This is a genomic window from [Clostridium] polysaccharolyticum, from assembly GCF_900111595.1.
GTDB classification, from domain to species: domain Bacteria; phylum Bacillota; class Clostridia; order Lachnospirales; family Lachnospiraceae; genus Clostridium_AI; species Clostridium_AI polysaccharolyticum.
The window spans coordinates 167,065-188,864 of sequence record NZ_FOHN01000003.1; the positions used below are offsets into that span (position 1 = coordinate 167,065).

General features: G+C 37.5%; 10 protein-coding genes and 1 other annotated feature. All 10 genes read left to right on the plus strand.

Annotated elements, in window-relative coordinates; translation table 11 throughout:
• The first annotated feature begins 204 nt into the window (after positions 1 to 204).
• A complete protein-coding gene (locus BMY85_RS03120; RefSeq protein WP_092476365.1) occupies positions 205 to 10,647 on the plus strand; it encodes an Ig-like domain-containing protein in 10,443 nt (3,480 codons plus the stop codon).
• Between the two features lie 296 nt (positions 10,648 to 10,943).
• Positions 10,944 to 11,184: a binding site (T-box leader), on the plus strand.
• Positions 11,185 to 11,298: 114 nt separating this feature from the next.
• Positions 11,299 to 12,318 (plus strand): phenylalanine--tRNA ligase subunit alpha, encoded by a 1,020-nt coding sequence (gene pheS, locus BMY85_RS03125; RefSeq protein ID WP_092476367.1) that lies wholly within the window; start codon positions 11,299 to 11,301, stop codon positions 12,316 to 12,318.
• Positions 12,319 to 12,344: 26 nt separating this feature from the next.
• Positions 12,345 to 14,783: a phenylalanine--tRNA ligase subunit beta gene (gene pheT, locus BMY85_RS03130; RefSeq protein ID WP_092476368.1), complete on the plus strand. Its 2,439-nt coding sequence runs from the start codon at positions 12,345 to 12,347 to the stop codon at positions 14,781 to 14,783.
• Positions 14,784 to 14,902: 119 nt separating this feature from the next.
• Complete coding sequence (locus BMY85_RS03135; RefSeq protein WP_092476370.1) at positions 14,903 to 15,382, plus strand: VanZ family protein; 480 nt, start codon at positions 14,903 to 14,905, stop codon at positions 15,380 to 15,382.
• A complete protein-coding gene (locus BMY85_RS03140) occupies positions 15,379 to 15,717 on the plus strand; it encodes a DUF6142 family protein (protein WP_092476373.1) in 339 nt (112 codons plus the stop codon). The genes BMY85_RS03135 and BMY85_RS03140 overlap by 4 nt, the downstream gene beginning before the upstream one ends.
• Positions 15,718 to 15,834: 117 nt before the next feature.
• A complete protein-coding gene (locus tag BMY85_RS03145; RefSeq protein WP_092476375.1) occupies positions 15,835 to 16,536 on the plus strand; it encodes a response regulator transcription factor in 702 nt (233 codons plus the stop codon).
• Entirely contained in the window at positions 16,526 to 17,713 is a 1,188-nt protein-coding gene (locus BMY85_RS03150) for a sensor histidine kinase (protein WP_092476377.1), read from the plus strand. The genes BMY85_RS03145 and BMY85_RS03150 overlap by 11 nt, the downstream gene beginning before the upstream one ends.
• Positions 17,706 to 19,979 (plus strand): hypothetical protein, encoded by a 2,274-nt coding sequence (locus BMY85_RS03155; protein WP_092476380.1) that lies wholly within the window; start codon positions 17,706 to 17,708, stop codon positions 19,977 to 19,979. Before BMY85_RS03150 ends, BMY85_RS03155 begins: the two co-directional genes overlap by 8 nt.
• Complete coding sequence (locus BMY85_RS03160) at positions 19,979 to 20,959, plus strand: ABC transporter ATP-binding protein (RefSeq protein ID WP_092476383.1); 981 nt, start codon at positions 19,979 to 19,981, stop codon at positions 20,957 to 20,959. The genes BMY85_RS03155 and BMY85_RS03160 overlap by 1 nt, the downstream gene beginning before the upstream one ends.
• Positions 20,913 to 21,791, plus strand: coding sequence for an ABC transporter permease (locus BMY85_RS03165; protein ID WP_092476386.1), 879 nt, complete (start codon positions 20,913 to 20,915; stop codon positions 21,789 to 21,791). The genes BMY85_RS03160 and BMY85_RS03165 overlap by 47 nt, the downstream gene beginning before the upstream one ends.
• Positions 21,792 to 21,800 lie beyond the last annotated feature (9 nt).

Consider the following 21,800-nt stretch of genomic DNA (forward strand, 5'->3'; position numbering starts at 1 on the left):
ATCTGAGCAGATATTCTTATGCTTCTAAATCTGTTGGCTGGGGTCCAACCGTTAGCCATGTGATATATTCAGAATCCACCCTATTAAGTAACAAAGAAACATGTAAATAATCATATACTATGAATAGATTTTTTCACCAGATTATGTTAAGGTATCAGTAAGAGGATATTGAAAGCTAGAACATTAAAAAAACAGGAGGTTATCATGTTAAAGCAAAAATTGTTTTGGAAAACTGTTCGGAAACGATTACTTGCAGGTCTGTTGACAATCACGTTGTCAGTACCAGCTCATAGTGCGTCGTTGTTTGCAGCTGGTATTCATGTGGCGGATAGTAAGCAAGCCCATTACAACCCGGCAATTGTAAAGGAACTGCAGAAATTATGCACCAATGGAGAAAATGCGACAGACATTTTAGACGAACTTCGCAGGCAGGGAATTGTAGATGAAACAGGTGCCCCAATTGAAAATGGCACATTTCAGGTTGACGGCAGAAAAATGACAGCAGAAGAGCTTGCGAAAGAAGCCAGAAAGCAGAAAACAGGAAAAGTCTGCATTGATGGCAATGAGGTAACGTGGGAAGAGATTAATCGTCTTTTGACATTGAAGGAATCTTTAAAGCAATTGCAGGATTTTATGGGAGAAGATGTCGAGATAGATGAAAGCAACCGTGATGCGTATTTGGCAAGTGCAATGTCATTAAGGAAACAGCTTGCAGAAGGAAATGTACTGGTTTACGACGACCCGACAGGCAGTACATATGGAGCCGGAATTAGCCATCAGGCAAGAGTCAGGATAAAACCAGATAAAACAACGCTTTCTGAAACGGGAAATGCTCAGACTATTGACGTTACGGTTTCTCTGATGACAAAGCAAAGCGTACCTGTGAGCTTGCATTACCAGACGGTATCAGGTTCTGCTTTGGCAGAAGGAAGCGGTACCGTGACTATTCCAGCGGGAGAAACAGCAGCAGTTTTTCACGTTACGTACTGTGGTTCTAATGCAAAACGAAAGGGAGACCGTGTATTCTATATTGAATGCAATGAGGTCACCAATGCCCTTATTGATACTGGAGCTTCATATGGAAAAAATATTACCATTCCTGTTACGGTTCAGAAGAACGATGAATTCGTATATGAACATAATGTAGCAGGAAAAGTAGAAGTTTCTCCTTGGAGAACCGAAAAGACACATACTGAGAAAAAATGGTATGATATATTTAGCTGGTTTGAAGAAGAAATAACAGAGTATACATATCATAAAAACATGATATGTACATTAACGTATCAAGATATAAAACATTATATTGATGCCTGGCCAGATAATTATTACCGGTTTACGTATCAGGAAAATCCTTCTTATGATGCAGGGGTATCATCTTCAGGTCCAGGTTCAAGGACAGATGAGCTTGGAAGAGTAGTCCTTCCAACAGATTCCGTCTGGCAGTATAAAACATATGCCGTAAGAAAAGATCACGACTTTAATTACACAGGTGGAATTTCTTCTAATATGTATATTAAAGAAATCCATGAAAGAATTAATTTGACGAAGCTGATGATTCCAAGTGGTACATTCTACGCTGGACAGTCCGTACCAATTACAGCTACATTTGATGAATGTATGCAGATAGACAATTCTATTAAGTTAAAAATGACAGATGGTACGGTATTAACACCAGTAGAAACTGGTACAAAAGGAAACAGCTGTACGTTCCTATATCAGGTTCCGGAGATTCCAAGCGGCAATATCCCTAATATTGTAGAACTGTCATTTCATGGAACAAAATCGTTTTGTGGCGATACATTAGTAATCCCAGGACAGGCTCGAAGCAATACGGCATTTAATCTGGAATTATTATCAAGTAATGCACCAGAAACCATTATGATTTCCAATAAGAAATGCTATTTGCGTTATTATAAGGATGCCAGTTTTTCTAATTTCCAGTGCAGCATTGATGATGCCATTCCAGGAAGCCAGTGGGTTACAGAAGCAGTTAGTGTGAATCAGGGAGGAAATGGTACATATCGTAAGTGGATACAAAGCAATTGCGAACCAATTGACAAATTAGATTTATCCACAAGAAAAGATTTGAAAAATGGAAGAAAAGTGCAAGAGGCATTAAAAGGAACCCCTTACGCTGTATATGCAGATGAGACAAAATATTCCATTTCTGAATATGTAAAATCCATGTACTTATCAGTAGATGGAGGCATTACACGTATACCTCTTTATGTGGTTGCACAGTATGGTTCTACAACAGAAACCAATGAAATTCCAGTTGCTCTTATTGCCCATTATAAACCAGTGTTAAATGCTGGTACAGAACCACGTAAAGATGCAGCAGAGCTATTTATGGATTCTGATATTGGAAGTACATATGATTATATAAAGCAGGAAAAAGAAGCAGAGCTAATGTTTAGCCAGACTAGCAGAGGAGTAGTTGTACCACAATTCTATGATGTAAAGAATGCGGTATTTGCCTATCCAGGGGCAGCAGCCATTGATTATCATAATGAAAATCCATTCTTCTCTAGCTGGGAGAGTCTTGTGGACGATCCAGATCAATTAGTAAGCTATCATATTGATTATGATGGAAACTTAGAACATATGGAAACAAGTGGAAGAGAAAATCCAGCGTATGTAAACAGTGCAGAGCAAGTTTCTGTTTACGACTCCATAGATAGAAAAGATAAAGAAGGTAAGGACAGCCTCCTTACTTTAAAGAAGGAATCGGCAGAAAATGCTGCCATAACAACAAAACAGTATGACATGAAAAATTCCTTCATTACAAAGCCGTTCCGCATGCAGACAGATGAATTAGGATTTGTGGCAAGATTCCAAAGTGATAAAGACTTTTCTTTTTATGGAACGAAGAACTTAATCTGGGTAAGTTCCGATGAAAGTGTTGCAAATGTAAGATACCCGGAACAGTTTCGAGGAGAAAAAGCGGCAACTTATGGTGCAGACCATACCGCACCAGTAGAGATTATTCCAACCGGAAAAGTTGGTAATGTATATTTTACATTATATGCCCTGAATGATGGATTTGAAGGCTATACGCCAGTAGAAGTCTGCCGTAGTGTGACACTTTTCTGTGAACCAGGGAAAGAACCGTATTTAAGAATTCCTTCTTCCAATGGAAAAACGGCTTCATTAAGCTGTAATCAGAAGGAAAGTCTTGATGTATGCTTCATCAGTAACTTAACAGCACAAAATGCAGAAGAAGCAGAAAAGTTATCCAGTTTAGGTACATACCAGCTTACCGACTATCCAACAGAATTCACGATGGAAGTGTATGAAACAGATTTTGCTGGCCAGCCAGTGGGGGAACCTGTCTATAAGGACACCCAGATATCGACAAATAGCAGAACGATTGGTAAGATGACGATTCCAGAAGGAATTCTGACAAGAGTATCTAGCAATACTGAAGCTGTATATACTGTAAAAATCTCAGCAGAAAGCTTAAGAGCCTACGGAACGGATAATGGTGCAGTGACCAAAAAAGAACTTATGACAGCACAAGCCAATATTACCGTATATCCCAATCCACCAAGTTTACATCTTGGTAAATTAGACAGCTATAGTATTCTGGACAATGAAGAATTGCCAATTACGTATCAGTTAGAATCCAATGGTGCAGCTTTAACAGCAACAAGCCTTACCATAACGGATTCAGATGGGAATACCGTGCTTTCTGAAGTGTTAAAACCAGGTTCTAATACGGTTACATGGACACCAGGGAAAGTAGAAGGACAGTTAAAGAAAACATACATTGTAAAAGCCAGCATTCAGCCTAGGAAAGGTGATACACCAACCATCGACAGTTATATCGTGTATGTGTACAATCATGAGGCATTAGATATTCTGATCCAGGCAGCAGATGGAAAAAGGACAGCAGGAAAAACAGATGCCGATCAGGTTATTTTTGATAATCATGATAAAGTAAAGTCCTTAATCAGTGCAGATGGCAAGACGATTAAACTGAATGGAAATAAAATTTCTCTGAAAGAATTATCCAAAGATATTAATCTTGCATCTATGATTAGCATTAACTATGGAGATTATGTATGGGGACAGATCTCTGATCAGATTAAATGGGATGCTGTGACAGCTGCTAAGAATACAAAGGATAAACAAAGTACAGCTACAACACTTAATTATGAGCAGGGTGGAGCATATTCCGATATTCATTCCTATAACTATGTAAGCTATTCTCCGAGTGAAAGCTTTATGGCAGTTGGTTTACAAGATGGAAAAACAGTAATTACCGCCACACATGCACGTACTGGCATGAAGAGCAGCATTACCGTTACATCCAATACACTAAAAAACCAGTTCTATTTATTTAAATTTTTGCCAGAGCAGAAAACAAAACTGGAATACATAAATGGCAAAGGAAAAGCATGTGTGATGTATTCCGATGCAAATGGGGAACTTGCCTTATATGAGGAAAGTGGCATCGCAAGCGACATTCATTTATTCTCCGAAAATGCATCTGAAAGCTATATTGGAACAATCGTCCGCAAGGATATTTTATCGGGAGAGCAGGACTTTAGCAAACTGCAGTATTATCCAGTAAATAACATCATGCTTCGTTCGCTTTCCAATGTAAGTATTTATGTAACAGATGAAAAAGGAGCTCCATATGCCAATAAGCAGCTATGGATACGTGGTGGAGTTTATAAAAATGAAGAATACTGTTATGCCGCTAATCTGGGGAGAAAGAAAGACCATTTAGGAGATGGAAAACAAGATCAGGTATTTACAACAGACGAAACTGGTAAAATAACCGTTTACTTTGATGCAACCCAGTTCTTTACCCGAAGTGAAGAAACCATAGCAGAGCGTACGTTACAGCCAGATGATTATATCTTATATAATCTTGAGGTGAAGTTCCAGCCCAATGACCAGGTGGATAAGGTAAAGAACGCTTATGAACCACAAATGGTTCATGTTAGTTCAGAGTTAAATCCATATAATGTCTTAAATGACTGCAGTGCGTATGTAAAAGCACGTCCTGTAAGAACAGGGGTGAATACTCCAGTTATCAATAGGCAGTTACTCTGTCAGTGCGAAGAATCAGGAGCAATTGCAGATGTAACCGATATCTATGGATATAAAGGAGCAATCGGATTAAGTAAACAATACCCATGTGCAATCGTTGAGACCGAATCCTTAATGTGGGGGGAAACGGTTAAAACAGAGCCATATATCTATAAGGATAGAGATGGTACAGAGATTTCCTATGGGGATGCTGCTAGTGAAATCAATAAAAATGGATATAAACTGAATTATGCAGACAGCTATGGTGCTGAGTTTGAGAATCAGAAAAATAAAGTGATTACCTATCCATTTGCCGATATGCCAGTAGTGGAATCCACGTGGACAATGAATAAAGAATCCATTAATAAAGTGATTCCTCAAAATAAAGTGATACCACTTTTTGTAGAAATCTATAGAGATAAAAACGTTATAAAAGAGTTTCGTAATGATTTTCGCTGTACGACCAAAACAAATGAGGATCCAATCAATGAGGAAGTAAAAGATGATTTGCAGGAATTACTGGATTCGGTCAGCAGTAAATTGGACTGGACAGGACCATTAAAGGATCAGATAAGTAAAGACAAATTATTTAGTTATGCAGGGGATGGTCTAGGCAGTTTGCTTAGTTTAACAGGTTTACCGATTAAAGCAAAACTTTCCCCAACAAAAGATCCAAGATGTTTTCATGTTATGATTACAATGGGAGGTTCCCTGGCATCATCTTCGGATTCAAGTGAAACCTATTATGATAAGGATGGCAATACCAGTCGTACTACATACCAGGTAAATGAAAAAACTCCATTTTCTTCAAGTAGTGATACGACAGATATATCTTATGATAAAGATGGCAATACGATTAGTGAGACACATAAGGGAAAGAAAACCACTCTGTTTTCAAAGGACGATAGTGGAAAGAAAGTAGAGGGAGGCCAATGTGAGGTTGCCCATCAAGACAATACGGAAACCAAAGGGATTTTTAAGAAACTTTGGAATAAGGGCAAGGATAAAGTTGCCAAGGAAGTAGCTGGATATAAAAAGAAGAAAGAAGTAGCAGATGCACAGAAACGATATGAAAAGAAGGTTGGAAGTGCAAATATAACGTATGGTGGAAGCATATACTATGAATTCCGCTATGGCGACAATGGACAATGGGAAGCTATTTTCTATGGTGGAGGACTGAATGCTGGTTTTGGCGTAAATTTTGGTTTTACGAAAAACTTTATGGTTGGACCAGTACCGGTAACCTGCAGTTTGAATCTGGGCATTAGTGCTTCCATGGGATTTGACTGTACGATTACTGGTGAGTTTGAAGGAATTGAGAATAAGAACAATTATTTAACGACAGCACAAGTAAAAATGATGTGTGAAGCATTTGCTGGAGTTGGATGGGATTGTGGATTTGTTGCATTAAAGCTGGGAATAACTGGAAGTTTAACAGGCTCGTATACTTTGAAAAACCTGGATGCCTGGAATGTAAATTACAAAGAAAAAATGCTTAATAAGGTGGATATGCTTGGAACCAATGCGACAGTGGAAGGCGAACTAGGTTTGAAGTTTAGTGTAAGAGTTCTGTTCTTTAGCTATGACAAGAAGTTATGGTCGGCATCCCATAAGTTTGTAGATGTTTCGGAAGGCGATTACGATGATATTGGTACCTGGTGGAAGGAATCCATAGAGGGAGTTCATTCAGAAAGTTTAGATGTGCCAGCACAATTGTGCTCAATAGATGGGGTGAGTCAGGAGAGCAGGGCTTACTTAGCGTTCGAGGACCGTAAATGGACTGGGGGAAGCAATGAAGAACCAGCAGAAGGAGAAAATTATTCTTTAACAATGTTACAGAGTAATGCCTATACCTATGCAGAGCCTATATACAATGATGATGGAAGCATGATTGCATACTTATCGGATTCCGATAGTTCTGATGTGGAAGATACGTTAGCAAGCTATGCGGTCAAAAAGAATGGCAGTTATGTGAACCAGCATGGTATTGATCCAGTTACCTATACAACAGATGATTTAAACAATGAAACAGGAGCCAGAGGTTCTGACGGCAAATTAGATCCGATCTATGATAAAGACGGAAAAGTATTAAATCCATACCGTACAACAGAAAGAACGGGCTATGGAGACAGTACATTACGAATAGCGGGTACTAAGGAGTTTAGTGCTGCAGCCTGGGTACGTCAGAAAAATCCGCTTCCAGATGCAGATAAAGCAAATCCAAGTTATGAAGATTTAGCGGTAATGCTGAATCAGTCAGAAATTTGTGCTTCTATCTGGAATGGAGATAAGTGGATCACATGTAAACTTACAGATAACAGTATTGGAGATTTATCACCAGCAGTGGCGGTAAATGGAAACTATGCAGTTGTAGCATGGAGAACTTGTTCCGGTTCGGATGCAAGCAATCCAACAGACTTTAACGTCAGAGATGAAATTCACGCCAAAGTGTATAATAAACAGAATCATACATGGGGTGAAACCATTACTTTGTACAATGGCCAGACTGGCAGTGTTCATGGTTTAGAGGCTGCGGTCATGTCCGATGGTACCGTAATGGCAGCCTATGTAATTAAAACAGGCAGTGATTCTAATGTGATGACCGATACAGAAATCATGTATACAACAGTAGATGCAAAAGGAAATGCTGGGGAAAGTATTCGAGTAACAAACGACAACAATATCGATCAGAATCTGCAGCTATCAAAAGTAAACTGGAATGGAGAAGAGCATTTTATTCTGGGATGGTTTAATGAAAGAGCATCCACCCAATTGGATGGAGAAGGAAATGCGGTTCCCGTACGGGATATTAAATTACTGGCGATCAATTCATGTGGCATGCCAAACAGTGACTTTATCGAAAGCATTCATTATGCAGGTGCAGAAGTCAACAGTGCAAACTTTAGATTTAGTAAACCTGCAGGAGATGCCACATTGGATGATTTATCCATTGTATGGCTAAACATGTGCAAAGAACAGTCAGAAGATAAGGAAGAATCGGAATTAGCACCTAAGAATACCTATGTCTTATCTGCAATCCATTTCGCAACCAGCAAGAATACGATTATTTTAAGTGCACCAGTAGAAGTGGCAAGAATGCAGACTGGGGAAACAATTGATGAATTTTCATCCTATGGAAACCGGAATACGATTCAGACTGTTTTACAAAGCACCGATTACAACATTGATCCTAGTGAGCCAAAAACTTATGACGTTACAAAAATTCCAGTTTTAGACGAAACTGACGGAAAAGAAAAAACCCAAAATATTTATACACCAGTTGGAAAGACTAATATGTACACGGTAACAAGCAAATATAAACAGTGTGCAGTAGAAACAGAAGGCGTATATGTAGATAGAAGCAACGTTATTATGGGCTTCTCTACACCAGTTGGATTTACGGTAAAGAATACAGGCATTCGTACCATTGATAAAATTACATTGACATTAGACGGAAATACTACTGAGTTCAATACAGAATTACTTCCGGGAGAAAGCCAGACAATTTCGGAATACTATAAAGTTCCAGCTGATACGGTTAAGGATGTAACATACGCAATTACAGCCCATAGTGGAAATGCTGCATCGAAAGCAGATGACTGCAGTGGTGTAATTAAGTTAAACTTGCCAGATGTAGGCGTGAGTGATGTACAGATTGCAAAAGAAGAGGAACAGGAACGTATCATTCAGGTAACGCTTAATAACCAAAGCCAGGTTCCATTTAAAAATGGTGGAAAGGAAATTGTGGTTGGATTATATGACAAGAATCCAGAGACAAGTTCCGAAGAGTTAAAGCCAATTGATAAAATTACCATTAAGGATAATGATGAGTTAGCTTTAGTAGATGCATCCGTATATAATTGCCAATTCAAATTATCCAAAGAGAAAATGGGACAATTGATTGAAAAGCATTATACAGAAGAAGAGTTAAGAAAGAGCAGACATGAAATTCCACACAAGGAACTTGTACTTTATACAAAAGCATGGATTGTAGATAAGACAGGAGAAGTGCAGGAGGAAGAGTATACTGGTGATAATGAAGGAAGGGTTTCTATTGAAAGCCTGCTTGACAAATACCAGTGCGAGTATTCTATTGATTCCCATGTTGAACGGACAGAGGATAATGCCGTTGACGCAGTGATAACCATTAAAAACAACTCTTATGCAAGAAAAATGAATGGAAATGCGATTGCGGTATTATGTAATAGCAAAGGCAAAGTAATCAGCAAGGAGAAACAGACTTATAAACCAGCCAAAGAAGATAAGGGTATTGTCTGTGTGAAAGAAGAGGAAAGCAAAGATATTACGATCCGGTTCACCGCAGATGATTTACTGGATGGGTATAAGTTAGAAGATGCAATTTCTATCCGTGCAAGTTTCGGTTGTGTTGATTTGGGCGATCAGTCAGCACAGTTAGAGCAGTTTGGTGTAAAAGGCCAGGAAGTAGCATGCAGTTTGTTTGATGTGGATGGAAACCATAGGAAACCATCCGTATGGAATCAAGACAAGAAGATTTACGTAGATGGTGAATTGGTTAAGAAAAGAGTAGAAGTACATACAAATTATTACCAAATAGCAAAGAAACTAAATGATAGACAACGTAAAACCTTTGTATCTGCAGTTTCTAAAAATCCTGGAGATGAATTAAGAATTACCGTAAATGGGACTACGATAGCCAAGGGAACGGGAGCACAGATTATAGATGCGAATCTTTCATATAATAGCAACGATGTGCAAGCAACCGTTGAAAGCAGTCCAATTAAGCAAATGGATGTTGTACGTAAAGTTGTAACAACAGACAAAAAAGGAAAACCGCAGACGAAACAAGTGAAAGAACGCTATATGCTTAATCAGGATGGAAATCCTGTAGATGCTCAAGGTGAAGAACTGGATTTGACAGCCGGGGATGTTGTAAGTTACGAAGAGGTATATGTAGTGAATCAGAGTGTTTACAAAGCCAAATTATCTCTTGCAAATAGTGACGAAGCAGTAGTGGATAAAGAAGAAGTACCAGGCAATCAAGTGCTTCTTTTGAAATCCAAGATGCTGGTGAATAAAAAAGGAATAGCAAATACTTGCAAATTAACATGGAATGCGATCCAGAAGGCAGACGGTTACTTAGTATATGGTGCAAAATGCAATACCCATGATAAGTCGTATGCATTTAAGAGACTGGCAAAGGTGAAAGGAAATAAGAAATTAACGTTTACCCAGAAGTCATTAAAAACAAACAGGGGATATAAGTATCTGGTAAAGGCTTACAAAATGGTGAATGGAAAGCAGAAGATTCTTGCACGTTCTTATGTAGTACGTACCTTTGCACTTGATAAAAATTCCAAATATGGAAATCCAGTCAATATTAAGACCAATAAAACCCACATTACAACGAGGAAAGGCAAATCCGTTAAATTAAAATCCATCGTTGTCCTGCCAAAGAGAAAGAAAAAGAAAAAGCTGGGAACAGATATCCGATATATTTCATCTGATATAACGATTGCAACAGTAACCAGTTCTGGAAAAGTAACCGGAAGGAAGAAGGGAACCTGTTATGTATACGTTGTTGCACAGAATGGAGTATGGAAGAAAATTAAGGTTACAGTAAAATAGTTAATTGAAAAGCGTGGGACTTTTGATGTAATGTCAATAAGTTAAGCTGACAACCAAAAGGAGCTGATTATGTAGAAATACATAGTCTGCTCCTTTTTTTGGTGTGCCCAGCAAGGGCATAATCTAATTGGTGAAAGACCGTTTGAACTGCCACGTGCCGAACGGTTTGCGTGGTGGTCTGAGAGGACGGAAATTCAATTAATAAATTTCCTCCTGCCCAATTGGTTAAGTTTACATAACGAAAAAAAGAAAACCTTGACGAATCAAACAAATTTAGATACAATAACTTGTACAGGACAAAAGCTATGAAGGTGTTTTAAAGCTTATATTTCTTCCAGAGAGAGGATGTCATCGGCTGGGAGCATCCTTAAGTTCAGTATAAGCCTAATTTCCCACCAGAGCTGCATTTCTGAAGCATATGTGAGTAGGAGATGACGTATCATGCACGTTACGCATAAAAGTGAGCGCTTAGGCTTTTGTTACATAGAAAAGGCTATAAGAATCAGGGTGGTACCGCGGAATTTATTCGTCCCTTTGTAATTACAGAGATGGGGCGTTTTTTTTATGCAAAAATAAATTATAGAGGATGTGCATAGAAAGCAGCACAGAATCTGTTCCATAGATGTCCCTAAACAAGAAAGGAGTTTACTCATGAAAGAAAAATTAGAGAAAATCATGAATGATGCAGTTGAGAAAATCAATATTTCTGCAAAACTGGAAGAATTAAATGATATTCGTGTGGCTTTCCTTGGAAAAAAAGGTGAGCTTACCAGTATCTTAAAATCTATGAAAGACGTTGCACCAGAAGACAGGCCAAAAGTTGGCCAGCTTGTAAATGAAGCACGTGCAAAAATTGAGGGCGTATTAGAAGAAAAGAAAACCGCTTTAGCAAGTGCAGCAAGAGAAGCACAGATGAAAGCAGAAACTATTGACGTTACATTACCTGCAAAGAAACCTATGATGGGGCACCGTCATCCAAATACAATTGCATTAGAAGAAATTGAACGTATTTTCATAGGAATGGGTTATGAAGTAGTGGAAGGCCCAGAAGTAGAATACGATTATTATAACTTTGAAGCTTTAAACATTCCGGCAAATCATCCAGCAAAAGATGAGCAGGATACTTTCTATATAAACAGCAATATTGTACTTCGTACACAGACTTCTTCTACACAGGTACACGAAATGGAAAAAGGCAAAGTGCCTATCCGCATGATTGCACCAGGACGTGTATTCCGTTCTGATGAAGTAGATGCAACACATTCCCCATCCTTCCATCAGGTAGAAGGACTTGTAATTGATAAAGATGTAACCTTTGCGGATTTAAAAGGCACATTAGCTGAGTTTGCAAAACAAGTATTCGGAGAAGATACAAAAGTTAAATTCAGGCCTCACCACTTCCCGTTTACAGAGCCAAGTGCTGAGATGGATGTTTCCTGTTTTAAATGTGGCGGAAAAGGCTGCCGTTTCTGTAAGGGCGAAGGCTGGATTGAAATCCTAGGCTGTGGCATGGTTCACCCACATGTGTTGGAAATGAGTGGAATTGATCCAGAAGAATACGTTGGATTCGCATTCGGTGTTGGATTAGAGCGTATTGCATTATTAAAATATGAAATCGATGATATGCGTTTATTATACGAAAATGATACAAGATTCTTGAAACAGTTTTAGTATTTCAATTTTAAGGAGGAATAACAATGAATACACCGTTATCATGGGTGAAAGCATATGTACCAGAGTTATCCTGTACAGCTAGAGAGTACATGGATGCAATGACATTGTCCGGAACAAAAGTAGAAGGTTACGAAGAATTAGATAAAAACTTAGAAAAAATCGTAGTAGGTAAAATTTTAAAGATAGAAAGACATCCTGATGCAGATAAATTAATTATCTGTCAGGTACAGATTTCAGAAGAAGGAGATCAGGTACAGATCGTAACAGGTGCTCCAAACGTAAAAGAAGGCGATAAAGTACCAGTTGTTTTAGATGGTGGACGAGTTGCAGGAAGTGCACATGATAATAAGCCACATCCTGAAGGAATTAAAATTAAAAAAGGAAAACTTCGTGGTGTAGAATCTTTTGGCATGATGTGTTCTATCGACGAATTAGGTTCATCCAAAGAGTTTTATCCAGATGCAGCAGAAGATGGAATCTACATTTTAAGTGATAATGAAAATTACAAAGATGCTCCAATTGGAAGTTCAGTAGTGGAATTATTAGGTTTAAATGACGTTGTTGTAGAATACGAAGTAACATCCAACCGTGTTGACTGTTTTTCCATTATCGGGATTGCAAGAGAAGCAGCAGCAACATTCCGTAAACCATTTGTATTACCAGAAATCAAAGCAACAGGCAACAGCGAAAATGTACAGGATATGGTAAGCGTAGAAATCAAAGACAAAGATCTTTGCAAACGTTATGTAGGGCGTGTAGTTAAAAATATTAAAATAGGACCATCTCCGGAATGGATGCAAAGAAGACTTGCAGCTTGTGGAATCCGTCCAATTAATAATATTGTAGACATTACAAACTATGTTATGGAAGAGTATGGCCAGCCAATGCATGCATATGATTTAAGTACAATTGCTGGCAATAAAATTGTAGTTCGTCGTGCAAATGATGGAGAGACATTTACCACATTAGACGGACAGGAGAGAAAATTAGATTCTTCCATGCTAATGATCTGTGATGCCCAAAAAGCAATTGGCATTGCAGGCATTATGGGGGGAGACAATTCCAAGATTACAGATGATGTAACTGCTATGCTATTCGAAGCAGCTTGTTTCGATGGTACCAACATTCGTCTTTCTGGCAAGAAATTAGGCATGCGTACAGATGCACAGGCAAAATTTGAAAAAGGCTTAGATCCGAATACCGCAAAACTGGCAATAGACCGTGCATGCGAATTAATAGAAGAATTGGGTGCAGGTGAAGTTGTTGGCGGATATGTAGATGAATATGAGAACGTAAATGAACCAGTTAAAGTTGGTTATAATCCTGAGAAAATCAACAAGTTATTAGGGACAGACATTTCAGAAGAAGAAATGGCTGGATACTTTAAAATGATTGATTTTGAAGTAGATGAAACAAACAAAGAACTTACGATTCCAACATGGAGACAGGATATTCACTGTCTTGCAGATGTTGCAGAAGAAGTTGCACGTTTTTACGGATATGACAACATCCCAACAACTCTTCCAAAAGGAAGTGCAAATGGAAGTTTATCTTTAAAATTGAGAATGGAAAACATTGCACGTAATGTAGCCGAACAGTTCGGTTTCTCAGAAGCTATGACATACTCATTTGAAAGTCCAAAGGTATTTGAGAAGTTAAGAATAGAACAGGAAGATTCTTTAAGAGATGCAATCGTTATTTCTAACCCTCTTGGAGAAGATTATAGCATCATGAGAACTTCTACTTTAAATGGCATGTTAACCTCTTTAGCAACCAATTATAATAGAAGAAACAAAGATGTCAGACTTTATGAAATAGCAAATATTTATATTCCAAAGGCATTACCGTTGACAGAACTTCCAGATGAAAGAACACAGCTTACCTTAGGTATGTTTGGCGCAGGCGATTTCTTTGACTTAAAAGGCATTGTAGAAGAATTTTTAGAAAAAGCAGGTTTAAGAGGTTTAGAAACTTATGATCCAGCATCAAAGAAACCTTTCTTACATCCAGGAAGACAGGCAAATATCATCTATGATGGAACGGTAATCGGATATTTAGGAGAAGTTCATCCAGAAGTTTCTGAAACTTACGGAATTGGCGAACGTGTTTACATTGCAGACATTGATATGCCAGAAGTGGTATCCCGTGCAAATTTTGATATTAAATACAAAGGAATAGCAAAATATCCGGCTGTAACTCGTGATATCAGTATGGTAATGGAAAAATCCATTATGGTAGGCCAGATAGAAGAAGTAATTCGTAAATGTGGCGGCAAATTATTAGAAGAATTAAGATTATTTGACGTATACGAAGGAAGCCAGATTAAAGAAGGTTACAAATCCGTTGCATATTCAATCAGTTTCCGTGCAAATGATCGTACTTTGGCAGATCAGGACGTAAACACAATTATGGATAAAATTCTTAAGAACTTAGAGAAATCAGGAATTGAATTAAGAAAATAATTTTGTTATTCGTGCAAAGAGATTGAAAAGTTAATTTTTCAGTCTCTTTCTCTTTACGACTGAAAAGGGATCGTATATAATGAGAAAGGATCTGGTTGAGAAATAGGAGAGAGTTAGTCTTGAAAAAGAAACATAAAAGGGTGGTAAAAAGATTTTCCTGGGTATTGTTTGTGATGTATTTGCTGATAATGGCTTATTTTTTGTTTTTTAGCGAATACTTAAATAGAAGCAATGTGGAAACAGAGTATCGTTATAACATAATATTTTTGGCAGAAGTAAAACGGTCATTCTGGTGTTTTAGAAATGGCATGTATCAGTATTTTATTATTAATTTCATTATGAATATCCTTGCTTTTGTTCCGCTGGGTTTTTTTCTTCCGCTTTTAAGCAAGAATCAGAGAAAAGAAAGTTTTCTTTTTATAGCTGGTTCAGCAATGGAATTTACTTTGCTTATTGAGATTGTGCAGTTTGCCTTAAAAGTGGGAACGTTTGATGTAGATGATATTTTTTTAAATACAGCTGGTGGAATAATTGGGTTTATGTTATATAAAACAGCACAGTCTTTTTGCCTAGTGCGAAAGAAAGGAAAGAAAAAATGATGCAGATAGGAAAACGCAGAGAAGCATATACATTTTCAGATAAGGCACATCCGAAAGAAGGAATTTTTGCATCCATCTTAGGAGGTGTGCTGCTTATTGCATTTCTGGTACTTTTTGCAGTTACCAGCAAGAAGCAGGGCGGTTTGGGCGTAGGACTGGCAGGACTTTTGATTCTATTCTGTTCTATAGCAGGAATTGTCCTTTCTATAAGGGCAATGAAAAAAGAAGACATTCTTTATCGGTATCCAGTCATTGGACTGGCTGTAAATGGAATAGTGTTACTGATTTCCATAGCATTATATTTTGCAGGTTTAGCATCTGATATTTCTATATAGCAAGTGCTTGTTCCGGATTGGACATGCACTTGTTTTCTATCTGTCAACTTTAAGCTTTTTGTAAGGACATAGAGCAGGGGGACGTGCTATTATAAAAGCAGAAGAAAGGGGATTGTTATGAGTCAGGAAATGATATTAGTAGTGGATGATGAAAAGGAAATCGCAGATTTAGTAGAGATTCATTTAGTAAGTGATGGTTTTTTAGTAAAGAAAGCATATTCAGCAGATGAAGGCTTAAAAATACTGGAACAAGAAGAAATTCAATTAGTTGTTTTAGATATTATGATGCCAGGCATGGATGGAATTGAAATGTGTAAGGAAATCAGAAAAAAGTCCACGATACCCATTATTTTCTTAAGTGCAAAATCTTCTGACTTAGATAAAATCGTAGGACTAGGAAGCGGTGCAGATGATTATGTCAGCAAGCCATTTAATCCATTAGAGCTGATGGCAAGGGTAAAATCACAGTTAAGAAGATTTACCCAGTTAAATCCTAACACAAGTGAGAAATTACATAATACAGAGATTCAGCTCATGGATCTTACCATTCAGAAAGAAACCCATAGGGTTGTGGCATTTGAAAGGGAAGTAAAACTGACTCCTATAGAATTTGATATTCTGTTTCTGTTAGCTTCAAATCCAGGAAGAGTGTTCAGTACAGATGAAATTTTTGAACAGGTGTGGAATGAAAAAATGTATGAAGCAAACAATACGGTTATGGTGCATATTCGCAGAATACGTGAAAAAATAGAACTGGATTCTAGAAATGCACAGATTATTAAGACTGTGTGGGGAGTAGGTTATAAAATTGACAGGTAAGAAAAAGAGTTTTCGTATGGAACTGCTAGTGATTCTGATTTGCAGCTTTATACTTGCGGCACTCACGGAAGCAGTCATTATGGGAGGAATTTATGCTCTTGCCAAGCTCGCAATGCAGGAGCAGAAAGATAGTGTAACTGCTGAAGCCGTAAAAGACCCTATTGCATTTACCAGCTCACTAGAATATCAGGATAGGAAGATGCCAGATATAAAGTCAGATTTCATATTAGGATTCATTGCGTTGGCTGTACTTTTAGGAGCAGTATTAGTAATACTATATTTTATGCTGCTGACGAGAAAGTTTTCTAGAGACTTAATGGATATTACTGCAGGGATACAGGAAATATCCTTGGGAAATTTCGAATATAAGATTCCCATAAGAAATGATAGTGAATTTGGTGCAGTTGCAGAGAAATTAAATGAAATGTCTGACAGTGTTTATCTGTTTTTGTGTGATGAACAGCAGAATGAGGATGTGAAAAATGAACTAATAACCAGTGTTGCCCATGATATTCGTACACCGCTTACTTCTATAATTGGATATTTATATCTGATTGTTTTTAGAACGGATCTGCAGCCAGAGATAAAAGAACGGTATCTTAAGATTGCATATGATAAGTCTAAGAGATTAGAACAGCTGACAGAGGATTTATTCAGTTATACAAAATACAGTACCGATGAAGTGAAAATGCATTATGAGAAAATTGATCTTGTGAAATTTATGGAACAGATGGCAGATGAATTTTATCCAAGTTTTAAAGAAGCTCAATTAGAATATGATTTTCAATGTGAAGTTCCTGAAGCGATTATCTGGGCTGATGGCAATACCTTAGCAAGGGCGATTGGAAATCTGGTCAGCAATGCGATTAAGTACGGAAGGGATGGAAAGTACATTAATATTACGCTAAAGCAAGAAGGGGCATATGCGGTTGTTTCGGTTCTCAATTATGGTGCTGTTATTCCAAAGGAGGCATTAAAGCATATCTTTGAGCGGTTTTATAGAGTTGAAAATTCCAGAGCAGAGACTACAGGGGGAAGTGGCTTAGGATTAGCAATTGCCAAAAGGATTGTTGAGCTTCATAATGGAACCATAGAAGCCAGAAGTGATTTAGAAGGGACAGTTTTTGAAGTAAAACTTAGGCTTTGTGAAAGCGAGGAGGATAAGGCGGATGAATAAAAAATGTTTTTTTAGAATCGCCACATTTTTCATTGCACTTATTTTGTTTAGCATAATAGAAAAAAGTCCTGTTCTATTGGAAGCTAAAAAAGGTGCTTCATTTACCATGAAAGTATCCATTAATTTTGGGCAGACTGTAAAATATGGGCGAAGTGCGAATGTAAATGCTTATGTACAGGCTAAAGTAAATGATTTTTATGGTTATATTCAAGCAGTCCCTGAAAATGATTCAGAACAGATACATGCTGTTTATGAAACAGAGATTGCCCTAAAGAAGGGGATTAAGAAAAAAATAAATTTTTCTATTCCTATTGAGAATGATACAACAAGCGTAACGTTTAAAATGGTAGGTCCTGATGGAAGAGAGCGGTTAATCGAAACACAGAAATTAAGGATAGAGCCGGATCCTTCTGTATTTTATCTTGGAGTTATTGGACAGGATGAAACAAAATTTGAGAAGGATGAGGGAAAAGCATTTCGGGCGATTCCCATAGCATATGATGAAATGCCAGAAAGCGTAGAGGGATTCGACTGCTTTGAAGGGATTTATATAGGAAGCAGGGCGATGTACGAAGAACCTTTAACCATCTTTAAAAAAATCAGGGAGTGGAACTGGGATGGAGGAACGGTTCTATTAGAAAGCCAGTCCAAAGTGTTGCGAAACTATTTAGGGGGAGAGGAAAAAGAGAAAAGAGTTATCCGAGATGAAAAAGATAATGTTTTGTATTATGTTTATCCCAATAAAAAAGGTGTCATTATTGAATGGTGTTACCAAGACAATATGGCTGCAGCAGTGGGCGGAACAGGGGAACGGACATTTGACATTTGGCATGATCTAAAGGCACATCACAGTGATTACAAAGAAGAAAGGCGGATTAGAGAAGCCAATGGGAGGGATACAGGAGAACAGGAACTGATAAGAAGCCTTAAGACGGTAGATACAAAATATCTTCCTAAACCGATGCTCTATATGGGGATATCTTTGGTTTATATAGTAGTGGCAGGACCAGTACTATTCTGGTTTGTCCGTAAATCAAAAAAAAATATCTGCTATTATAGCGGCATTCTGATTACATCTTTCGTATTTATTCTGGTATTTATAGCTGCAGGACAAAATACGGTTTTGAATAAGCTGATTGTGCAGAGTGTGTCTATTTACAATTATGATGACGCAAGCGACAGGGTAAAGACAGAGACTTTCTTTAGTATTGTTGCTCCCAATAGAAGCAGTGAAAAATTTACGATTAAGAAACAAAATAATGTTATATTAAAAGATTCAAATCCAGCTCTTAGCATGTCCAAAGCAAGAAAAAGAGATAAGAAAGAATATGAAGTCAAAATAGCAAATAGGGAAAAGAATGCAACAGTTAAAATCCAAAACCCATTATATATGAAGCCTTATGTATTTAAAAGTGAATCTTCTCATGAAAGCAAAGGCAGTATAAGTTCTAGTCTGGGGTATGATGGAAGAACGATATATGGATATATGGAAAACCATTTGGGATTTGATATTGAACAGGCGGTTCTTTTAAGCAATAATCAGGTAGTGCCTATTGGTTCCTTTGACAATGAGACAAAATTTATTATTGGTGGAAAACAGCACATGGTAAATCATTTGAAGATTTACACGGATCCGAATCAGGTATATAAGACAAAAAGGAATTTAAATGGCCTGCAGGCACAGGATAATATGGAAGAATACTTAAAAAATGCTGTTATGCAGTACTGCTTAAAAGACAAATGTTTTACTTACAATAATGATACTTTTTTAATTGGATTTTTAAGGACCAGCAATAAATCAGATACATTAAAAAACAGTAATTCCAAGAAAAACATAAATGTAATGGTTTATCACATTGGGCAAGTCAAGACGAATTACTGCAATAAAAGAATGCTGACAGACATTGAAAAATGGGAAGAGATTCATATTGGAAGAATCGATCCGTTAGAACGCAGGATAGAAGGCGATTATGTCATTATGGACTATTATGTGCCTTCAGAATATAGGGTACTTGGTTTGTGGTTAAACAAGAATTTAAACGATAAAAAGAAATTTAATGGAATGATAAGCATATGGAATGTTAAGACGAAGAAGTATGAAACAGTGTATCCGGATTCGGAAAGTGAGGTATTGACTAGGCTGAAAGAACGGAACTATCTGACCAGTTTTAATAAGTTTACATTAAAGTATTCATTGACGGAAGATGCCGCACAATTGGAACAAGATATTCTGCCAGTGATTTCCGTGTTTGGGGAGGTGAAATAATGCTGGATGTGGTTCATGTACAAAAAAGGTTTGGAGAAAAGACGGTACTGGATGATTTGTCAATGAAAGTACAATCAGGAGAAATCTACGGACTTATTGGTCCTATTGGTGCAGGCAAGACAACATTTATGAAAATCTGTATGGGCCTGCTGCAGGCAGATGGAGGAAGCATTCATTTATTCGGAAGCGATATCTTAAAAGAAAAACGTATGATACAGGAGTCTGCTGGCTATCTGCCAGAGAAGTTTCAGATATATGATAAGATGAAAGTTTTAGAATATCTAGAGTTTTTTAGTACTATGTATGGATTGTCTTATTCGGTAGATAAGTATCTAAGAGAACTGCTGGACATGGTGAATCTTACGAAACAGGCAGACTCTTATGTGAAGACTTTATCCAGGGCAAAGAAACAGCAGCTGGGAGTTGCAAGATGCTTAGTGCATAATCCGGTGCTGTTAATGTTAGATGAACCACTGGCAGGGTTAGATCCTGTAGGAAAAACAGAAATAATGGAAACACTTCGTTACTTAAAACAGCAGGGGAAAACCATTGTTTTGTCATCTAGTTCATTTGCAGAGTTACAAAATACCTGTACCCAGATTGGCATTATAAAAAATGGATCTATTGAAATAGAAGGAACAATAAAACAAGTTCTAAGTCAGGCTAGGGAATCAAGAGCTATACACATTACGGTTTTAGGAGATATGTCTTTGGCACTTCTTATTTTGAAAGCAAATGCCAATGTAAAAAGGATTTCCATAGCGGAGGATGTATTGGAAATTACGTTTCATGGCAACAAGGGGCAGGAAGCACAATTGTTATATGAGCTGGTGTCCAAAGGGGTTCAGGTAATTAGTTTCAGTCGGACGAACGGCAGTTTAGAGGATGCGTTTTTTGAATTAGAGGAAGAAAAAGAAAGAAGGCGGGAGCAGTATGAGAATAAATCCAGTTTATTTGAAAGATTTAAAATTAAACGTTAGAAGCATAAAGTTTGCTCTGCTTATTTTTACTTATAACTTATGTTTTGGAATTGCCATTATTTTATTTCTTTATATAGGCATGCACAAAGGAAATGGACAGCTTGCCTTTGACTATGAAAGCTGTGAACAGATGTATTCTCTAATTAGTGGAATGGAACTTGTAAGTATCTTTTTTATCGTTCCAGCCCTTACTGCGGGAGCTGTAGCAGGAGAGAGGGAAAAACACACATTAGATTTATTATTAACTTCAAAACTAAAAGCACTCCATTTTATCTGCGGCAAGATGGCATATGTGGTTACGGTTGTTTTCGTAATCATTATATCAGGTTTTCCTTTAACTACTGTGCTGACTGTAACAAGAAGCATGCCAGCAAAGCTTGAGCTTCAGTTTCTGATTCTGTTATTTGTAACATCTTTATATGTAACCAGTGTAGGAATCTTTTTTTCTACCATAAAAAACAGTACCATTTCAGCAGCAGTCTGGACATATGTGTTTCTTATATTAATAACAGTAGGTACTATAGTCCTGTATAATTTAAATGGGTACATGCGTGAAGATATGAGAATTCATAACGCCAATGAATTTAGCGGGATATATTATATGTTTCTTCTGAACCCTCTAAGTACCTATGTATATATGTTTTTTGGCAGCAGACAAAGCGGCATTGTAGAGTGGGTTCCTGCTTTCATGCAAAGTGACTGGATAGAATTTAGCATCTTTATACAAATGCTTACTTCCATGACTTTAATAGGAATTTCTTCTTATGTATTAAAGATGCATGGGTTTAAGAAAAGCTTCCTCCCAAAAAGCAGAAAAAGAAAGACATTGTAGCGGAATGTC

Excerpts from the sequence above, each read along its gene's own strand:
- BMY85_RS03120 (WP_092476365.1), top strand. The coding sequence starts at position 205 with ATGTTAAAGCAAAAATTGTTTTGGAAAACTGTTCGGAAACGATTACTT.
- pheS (WP_092476367.1), top strand. The coding sequence starts at position 11,299 with ATGAAAGAAAAATTAGAGAAAATCATGAATGATGCAGTTGAGAAAATC.
- pheT (WP_092476368.1), top strand. The coding sequence starts at position 12,345 with ATGAATACACCGTTATCATGGGTGAAAGCATATGTACCAGAGTTATCC.
- BMY85_RS03140 (WP_092476373.1), top strand. The coding sequence starts at position 15,379 with ATGATGCAGATAGGAAAACGCAGAGAAGCATATACATTTTCAGATAAG.
- BMY85_RS03145 (WP_092476375.1), top strand. The coding sequence starts at position 15,835 with ATGAGTCAGGAAATGATATTAGTAGTGGATGATGAAAAGGAAATCGCA.
- BMY85_RS03155 (WP_092476380.1), top strand. The coding sequence starts at position 17,706 with ATGAATAAAAAATGTTTTTTTAGAATCGCCACATTTTTCATTGCACTT.
- BMY85_RS03160 (WP_092476383.1), top strand. The coding sequence starts at position 19,979 with ATGCTGGATGTGGTTCATGTACAAAAAAGGTTTGGAGAAAAGACGGTA.
- BMY85_RS03165 (WP_092476386.1), top strand. The coding sequence starts at position 20,913 with ATGAGAATAAATCCAGTTTATTTGAAAGATTTAAAATTAAACGTTAGA.